Source organism: Gemmatimonas sp. (assembly GCF_044345575.1).
GTDB lineage: Bacteria > Gemmatimonadota > Gemmatimonadetes > Gemmatimonadales > Gemmatimonadaceae > Gemmatimonas.
On record NZ_JBIJAW010000164.1, the window covers coordinates 1 to 7,451 of the forward strand.

Here is a 7,451-nt window from a genome sequence, read left to right on the forward strand (position 1 = left end):
CGCGACGATCTCCCCGACTTCGGCGCGTACATCTTCGCCGAAACCATCCGGCAGATCCATCAGCGCCTCCCCGAGTGCTCGGTCGAAGTCCTTGTGCCCGATTTCCAGGGCAACCACGACTCCATCAAGGCCGTGCTCGAGGCGCGCCCGGAGATCTACAACCACAACACCGAAACGGTGCCGCGCCTCTTCAAGAAGGCGCGCCCGGGCGGCCGCTACGAACGCGTGCTCGACATCTTCCGCGTCGCCAAGCGCATCGCTCCGGACATCCCCACCAAGACCGGCATCATCCTCGGTCTCGGGGAAACCAATGAGGAAGTCGTCGAGGTCATGAAGGACCTCCGCGCGGTCGACGTGGACATCCTCACCCTCGGCCAGTACCTGCGTCCGTCCGACTCGCACATCGAACTCGATCGGTACGTCACGCCGCAGGAGTTCCGCGAGCTGTACGACGTCGGCATGCGCATGGGCTTCAAGCACGTCGAAAGCGGACCGCTCGTGCGCTCCAGCTATCACGCCTGGGAGCAGGTCCAGGCGGCTTCGCTCGCCTGAAGAACTCAGAACTCACCATCCAACACTCCCCACTGACGTTCTGATGCCTCCGAAGAAGAAATCTGACCCGAAATCTGACATCCAGGTGACCGTGAACGCGGACAGCACCTCGGCGACCCCCACCGCCGCACTCAACACGGAGCTGCTGTACAGCATGCTCCTCCAGCGCCGCTTCGAAGAACGCTGCGCCGAGATGTACGCGATCGGGCGGATCGGTGGCTTCTGCCACCTGTACATCGGCCAGGAAGCCGTCTCCACGGGCATCATTTCGCTGCTCCGCCCCGACGACTACATCATCACCACCTACCGCGACCATGGGCAGGCGCTCGCGCGCGGCATGACCCCGCGCGCCGTCATGGCCGAGCTGTTCGGCCGGCAGGACGGCTGTGCGAAGGGCAAGGGCGGCTCGATGCACATGTTCGACAAGCAGCTCGGCTTCCTCGGCGGGCACGGCATCGTCGGCGGCCATGTGCCCATCGCCGCCGGCGTGGGCTTCGCCATCCGCTACCGCGGCGGCGACCAGGTGATCGCCTGCTTCATGGGTGAGTCCGTCGTGAACACGGGCGCGTTCCACGAAGCGCTCAACATGGCGGCGCTCTGGAAGCTCCCCTGCGTGTTCATCATCGAGAACAACCGCTATGGCATGGGCACCGCGCTCGAGCGCGCCTCATCCATCCACGACATCTACAAGCGTGGCGCCTCGTACGACATGCCGCGCGATGTGGTCGACGGCCAGGACGTGCTCGCCGTGCGCAAGGCCATGACGGAAGCCATCGACCGCGCACGCAAGGAGAGCATGCCCACGCTGCTCGAAGTGCGCACCTATCGCTTCATGGGCCACTCCATGTCCGACGCGGTGAGCGGGACGTACCGCACGAAGGAGGAGCTCGAGCAGTACCTCAAGCGCGATCCCATCGCGCTGCACCGTCAGCGCATGGAAGAGGCCGGCGAGATCAGCGCCGCCGAAGTCACCGCGATGGACGAAGAGATCAAGAAGCTCGTGCAGGACAGCATCGACTTCGCTGAAGCCAGCCCGGAGTTGCCGCTCGAGGCGCTCATGGAAGACATCCTCGTCGAAACCACGAGCTGAGGCGCGCACCGACCATGGCCATCATTACGTACCGCGACGCCCTCAATCAGGCGCTCCGCGAAGAGATGCACCGCGACGACCGCGTCTTCCTCATGGGTGAGGAAGTCGCCGTGTATCAGGGTGCCTACAAGGTGTCGAAGGGACTGCTGCAGGAGTTCGGCGAGATGCGCGTGGTGGACACGCCCATCACCGAACTCGGGTTCGCCGGTGTGGGCGTGGGCGCCGCGATGTGCGGCCTCCGTCCCGTCATCGAGTTCATGACCTGGAACTTCGCGCTGCTCGCCATCGACCAGGTGGTGAACGTCGCCGCGAAGATGCTCTACATGTCGGGCGGCCAGTTCCCGATGCCGATGGTGTTCCGCGGCCCCAACGGTGCCGCGCTGCAGCTCGCCGCGCAGCACTCGCAGGCATTCGAGTCGTGGCTCGCGCACATCCCGGGACTCAAGGTGGTGGCGCCCGGCACGCCGTACGACGCGAAGGGGCTGCTCAAGGCGGCGATTCGCGACGACAACCCGGTGTGTTTCCTCGAAGGCGAAATGCTGTACAACACCAAGGGTGAAGTGCCCGAGGATGAGTACGTCATTCCGCTCGGCAAGGCCGATCTCAAGCGCGAAGGCGAGCACTGCACGCTCATCACGCACGGCAAGATGGTGCTGGTGGCCATGCAGGCCGCCGATCAGCTCGCGAAGGAAGGCATCCGCTGCGACGTCGTGGATCTGCGCACCATCCGCCCCATGGACGTGGACGCGATCGCCGAGTCCGTGCGGAAGACGAACCGCGCCGTGGTGGTGGAAGAAGGCTGGGAGCTGTGTGGTGTCGGCGCGCAGGTGGTCGACTATGTGCAGCGCTACTGCTTCGACCACCTCGACGCGCCAGTCCTTCGCGTACATCAGGCCGATGCGCCCATGCCGTACACGAAGAGCCTCGAGAAGGCCGCCAAGCCCGACGTCCCCAAGACGATCGCGGCGGTGAAGCAGGTTCTCTACATCGATTGACCAGGCTCACCCTCATAGCGATCCCATGGCGACGAAAGTGATGATGGAGGCGCTCTCCCCCACGATGGAGGAAGGGCGCCTGGTGAAGTGGGTAAAGAACGTGGGCGACGCCGTGAAGAGCGGCGACACGATTGCCGAAGTCGAGACGGACAAGGCGATCATGGAGCTCGTCGCGCGCGGCGACGGTATTCTGCGCGCGCGCCTGATCGAGGAAGGCCAGACGAGCCCCGTGGGCGTCACGATCGGCGTGATCGCCGCGGCCGACGAGGACATCTCGGCGCTCGCCGGTGGGCACGCCCCCGCGGAAGCGCCATCGGAGCAGCCGAAGGCCGTGCCCGCCGAGGCGATGCCCAACCCGCCTGTCGACGCACACGAGCATGCCCATCCGCCCGCCGGCACGGCCGAGCACGAGCCGGCGGCAGTACCCGGAGGCCCCGTGCGCAGCTCACCGCTGGCGCGCCGCATGGCCGCCGAGCGTGGCGTGAACCTGCAAAGCATCCAGGGCACCGGCCCCGGTGGTCGCGTCATCAAGCGCGACATCGAGCAGGCGGCCGCCTCCGCAGCCTCCGCTCCCTCGGCGCCTCCGCGAGAGCAGTCCGCGGCAGCCCCGAGCACGGCGAGCAAGCCGACGTCGACCGCGACCGCCATGCAGATCGATGGCGAGTTCAAGGACGTCGCGCTTACGCAGATGCGCAAGACGATCGCGCGTCGTCTCGGCGAGAGCATCGGTCCCATCCCCACGTTCTTCCTCACGTCGGAGATCGACATGACGAACGTGGGCAAGCTGCGTGAGCAGATGGTGGCGGCCGGCGATCAGTTCAAGGTGTCGGTGAACGACATCGTGATCAAAGCCGTGGCGATCGCCCTCACGCGTCACCCCGAAGTGAACGCGCACTGGCAGGGCGACAGCATCCGCTACTTCAGCGCCGCGCACGTGGGCATGGCGGTGGCCACCGACGATGGTCTCATCGTGCCGGTCATCCGCGACGCGCACCTCAAGGGGCTCGGCCAGATCGGCAAGGAAGCGCGCGAGCTCGCGAAGAAGGCGCGCGAGCGGAAGCTCACGCCGGCCGAGTACAGCGGGGGCACGTTCAGTGTGTCGAACCTCGGCATGTTCGGCATCGATCAGTTCACGGCGATCATCAATCCGCCCGAGGCGGCGATTCTCGCGGTGGGGGCCACCGAGACCAAGCCGGTATGGGAGAACGGCCAGTTCGTTCCGCGGCAAAAGATGCGCGTCACGATGAGCTGCGATCACCGCATCATCGACGGCGCGGTGGGCGCGAAGTTCCTGCAGACGCTGCGGCAGCTGCTGGAAGCGCCGATGATGATGCTGTTCTGAGACCGATCACGCGAAAAACGAAAAGGCTCCGGAACGCTCCGGAGCCTTTTCGTTTTTGTCACAGACCGGTCTGCTTATTGAACGGTTATCAACCTTCGCCAAGAATGATTGCTTTCTACATGCAAGATTAATTCATCTTAACTTGCCCGTGGCAAGCTCATCCGTAAGCTACATTTTGAACAGTGGCAAACGCCATGCTAATTAGCTAATCAGTTAACCGTAAACAACCGTCAAACCGAGACTGTCGCGTTCGGGGCGATGCTGCCCCAGGAGTGGCACCAATGAGGAGTTTCAACGATTGGCTCCCGAACACTCCGATGGCCGGAGGGAATGCCGCCGCCGACTTGCCATACGCCGGTGGCACCAAACGGCACCGCGGCGTGCCTGATCCGGTCGTGTACGAGTCGGAGGGTGCGTCTCATCTGGAGACACCGGCCGACGGGCACGTGCTGGTATATGATGCGCAAGGTCGATCGGCCGAACACTGGCAGTGGCTCCTCGCCATGCCGCACCGTGCGCCCGCCGTGTTCTCGAGTACCAAGGCGCTTCTGGCACAACTGCGGGGTGGCTCCTCCACCATTGTCGTCTGCTCACCGACCGTGCAGGATGCCATGGCCGTCGTTCCGCGGCTTGCGGCACATACACGCCAAAAGGGTGGCGCCGTTATCTGTGCGGTGAACGCCGGCAACTCCCTCCAGGTCCGTGAGCAGTTGTACCGCAGCGGCGCCGACGCCGTCGTGGACACCGGTGGGACCGGTCCGCGTCTCGACGAGGTATTTGGCACCATCGAGCGTGTCATTCGGCGAACCCAGACGGTCGGCGCGATGGCCGGTGTCGAGGCGGTCCTACCGGCGTTTGGTCAGCACTCCGCGCTCTACAGTCCCGAGGGGGCCCCTCTGGCGATCGGGGAGAACACCGCATCGTTGCTGGCGTGGATCGCGGGCGACCGCTTCGATGCCCGCACGCAGTCGCTCTCATCATTCGTACCGCGGTCGCAGCGACGTAAGCTTCAGGCGTTGTTCGAGACAGCAGACCAACTCTCACCGCACGGCTGTCTGTCTACCGGGATCGATCTCGAGCACGACAGCGCGGTGGGCAGCGCTCTGCATCTTCGCCTCCGTCGCCTGCAGCTGTCGTGTGCGCCGGCGTTTCTGATTGATTTCGAGTATCACGATGAGGCCTCGGTCAATGCCGTGACCTTCGCGAGTCCGGCCATCCGACAGCTCACCGCGCAGTACCGGGGACGCCTCGACCATGTGCTGAGCTACTTGCGGCGCCTGCGGGCCAATGAGCGCGAGGACTCGACCACGGCGATGAGCGCTTGCGACGCACCGCAGGTGCTTCTCGAGACCCAAGCCGTACTGGCCGTGCTTACGGCACTCGCTGAACCGACGAACGCCCGGCGAACTCGACTGAAGGTGGGCGATGCCGTTCACGAAGCCGTCACGCTGCTCGACGCTAGCGGGTTACGCCGGCTGAAGCACGCCGCAGGCAGTGGCGATGACGCGTACCTGCGCCTCTCGAAGGCGGACCTGCAGGCTATGCTGATCACGACCGCACACGCGATGACGCAAGGCACGTCGCCGGACTCGCTCGCGCGCCTGTCCAGCCGTAGAGACCAACAGCAGGTGTGGATCGTGGCCGAAGCCCCGGCCGAACCGGGTACCACCCCGCGGGGCACGACAACCACGGCCGGGGCGCCCGGCCGCCCATCTGTGGGCGCTGGACTGGAGCTCATGTGCGCCGCCGCGACGATTGCGTGCCGGTCTGGCGGTTTGTTCATGCATGACATCGGACCGCACGGGGGCACCACGGTACAGATCGGGTTCCCCGTTGTGCCTCAGTCCCCTCAGGCATAACGCCGCGGCTCCCGCGCGCGGCCAAAACCGCGCGCGGCGATACGCCCGACCAGATCAGCCGATCGGATCGGCCTCCTCCGCAAGTGGCCCGCCCGTGTCGGACTGCGCCGCTCGGCGCAGCTGGTCAGCCAATTCGGTCTGCTCACTGACAACACGGCGAAGGTGGTCGACCATTTGGTCAAGCCGACCACTCCAGTATGCCAGTGATTGCACCGGGGGCTGACTCGCCAGCTTGTACACCGTCGCCATGCGCTCCTGAACGGCCGCAGGAATCTTTCGGGCACCGGTCTCATAGCGCGACAGCGTGACCGGGTGGATCGCCAGGAGCGCGGCCGCATCGCGCTGCTCCAACCCGGCGTCTTCGCGTGCCCGTTGCCAGCGCAGGCCGACGGGGGCCTGACCGTGGGGATCGTCAGGGCGCGCAGGAGGCCTCAAACAGAGCACTCCTTGCGGAACCCTACCCTTTCACATAGATACTTAGCCAAGGCCGGCTGTTTACTTATCCGGAGAGCTAGCAGGTTCGGCATGTGCCGCTCGAAGTCGTGAATGGGCCAGACCCGGTGCTCACCCCGCCCGGGCACCAGTGTCTGGCATCGTCGGCCCAGCCGAATGTTGGCTAAGCAACAAACAGAATATAGTCGCGCGACTCCAGAATTTCACGGCCTTTCGCGAGCCTTAACAGCCAAGCGAGCGTGTTTCCCATGCACCATGTGTACCCTGTCGGCGACTCGCCCGTGCCATTGGGCATCATGCCTCCCGCTGACCGGCACGAGAGCGACCCCGCGTCCAGCCTGCGCGGCGTGGGGGTGCCCGATGATCTCCCGCTCAACCGGGCGAAGGCCGGTGAGGCGCGTACCCTGTGCATCGTGGTGATCGATCGGGCGAAGCATCGGGGGCAAGCCCTGAGTACACAGTTCCCCTCGTCCGAAGCCTCCGTCCTGGTCGCGTCATCAGCCGATCAGCTGTCGGCGATCACCGAGTACGTCCGGGCCGATGCCGTGGTCCTCTCCGCGGCCGACTACGCGGATGCGCTGGAAATGCTGCCCGCCGTGCAGGGGCCACTTGCCTGTCTCGACCATGTCGTGCCTCTGATCTGCCACATCCAGGACGGCAATCGGCGTCGCGGGCTCCGCTCACTGCTCCTGCGCCTCGGCGTCACCAGCATCGTCGATGGCGGCCCGTTCAGCGATGATCTTCTCGCAAGCATTCGCACCGCGGATCAACTGCTTCGCCGAGCGCGGCTAGACGGCGGACAGGCAGTCATGCAACGGCTGGTCGAAACCCTCCCGCAGGCGCACATCATGTACGAGCAGGACTGGAGCCCGGTGGCGTGCAACAATGCCGCGTGGCAACTGGTCCATCAGATCACCGGCGGGCGAAAGGACGGTCGGACCGATCGATTCGTCGACCTGTTCACCGGTGATCAGCGCGTGGACGTGCAGGCTCGGCTTTCCGCCCTCAGCACGCGTGGACAGAGTGCCCACCTGACATTTACGTCGCAGGTGGGCACCTCGGGGTTCGGCCGACGGACTCTCGAGATCTGTATCGAAGGCTTCCGTATCGAAAACCGCACGGTGTACAACGTGCGCTTCGCCACGGCAGCGGACGCACCG

General features: G+C 65.2%; 7 protein-coding genes. 6 read left to right on the forward strand and 1 reads right to left on the reverse strand.

What is annotated here, in order from left to right:
• From ACIQ6O_RS10475 to ACIQ6O_RS10495, 5 genes are all read left to right on the forward strand, one after another.
• Positions 1-552: lipoyl synthase (locus ACIQ6O_RS10475; protein WP_396207734.1), on the forward strand; the 552-nt coding region annotated here is incomplete at its 5' end.
• A 43-nt stretch (positions 553-595) separates the two neighbouring features.
• On the forward strand, positions 596-1,642 hold the full coding sequence (gene pdhA / locus ACIQ6O_RS10480) for a pyruvate dehydrogenase (acetyl-transferring) E1 component subunit alpha (protein WP_396207735.1): 1,047 nt from the start codon (positions 596-598) through the stop codon (positions 1,640-1,642).
• A gap of 14 nt (positions 1,643-1,656) precedes the next feature.
• The gene (locus tag ACIQ6O_RS10485; protein WP_396207736.1) at positions 1,657-2,637 is read left to right on the forward strand and encodes a pyruvate dehydrogenase complex E1 component subunit beta; all 981 of its coding nucleotides are present in this window, start codon (positions 1,657-1,659) and stop codon (positions 2,635-2,637) included.
• Positions 2,638-2,662: 25 nt separating this feature from the next.
• Complete coding sequence (locus ACIQ6O_RS10490) at positions 2,663-3,979, forward strand: pyruvate dehydrogenase complex dihydrolipoamide acetyltransferase (RefSeq protein ID WP_396207737.1); 1,317 nt, start codon at positions 2,663-2,665, stop codon at positions 3,977-3,979.
• Positions 3,980-4,296: 317 nt separating this feature from the next.
• Positions 4,297-5,838 carry a hypothetical protein gene (locus tag ACIQ6O_RS10495; protein WP_396207738.1) on the forward strand — a complete coding sequence of 514 codons (1,542 nt, stop codon included), beginning with the start codon at positions 4,297-4,299 and terminating at the stop codon, positions 5,836-5,838.
• 54 nt (positions 5,839-5,892) lie between these two features.
• Here the strand turns inward: ACIQ6O_RS10495 and ACIQ6O_RS10500 are convergent, their stop codons facing one another.
• Entirely contained in the window at positions 5,893-6,273 is a 381-nt protein-coding gene (locus ACIQ6O_RS10500) for a helix-turn-helix domain-containing protein (protein ID WP_396207739.1), read from the reverse strand.
• A 314-nt stretch (positions 6,274-6,587) separates the two neighbouring features.
• Between ACIQ6O_RS10500 and ACIQ6O_RS10505 the strand changes: the two genes are divergently transcribed.
• A partial coding sequence (locus ACIQ6O_RS10505) for a hypothetical protein (RefSeq protein ID WP_396207740.1) occupies positions 6,588-7,451 on the forward strand: 864 nt, incomplete at its 3' end.

Coding starts and splice junctions, on each gene's coding strand:
- pdhA (WP_396207735.1), top strand. CDS start 596: ATGCCTCCGAAGAAGAAATCTGACCCGAAATCTGACATCCAGGTGACC.
- ACIQ6O_RS10485 (WP_396207736.1), top strand. CDS start 1,657: ATGGCCATCATTACGTACCGCGACGCCCTCAATCAGGCGCTCCGCGAA.
- ACIQ6O_RS10490 (WP_396207737.1), top strand. CDS start 2,663: ATGGCGACGAAAGTGATGATGGAGGCGCTCTCCCCCACGATGGAGGAA.
- ACIQ6O_RS10495 (WP_396207738.1), top strand. CDS start 4,297: ATGGCCGGAGGGAATGCCGCCGCCGACTTGCCATACGCCGGTGGCACC.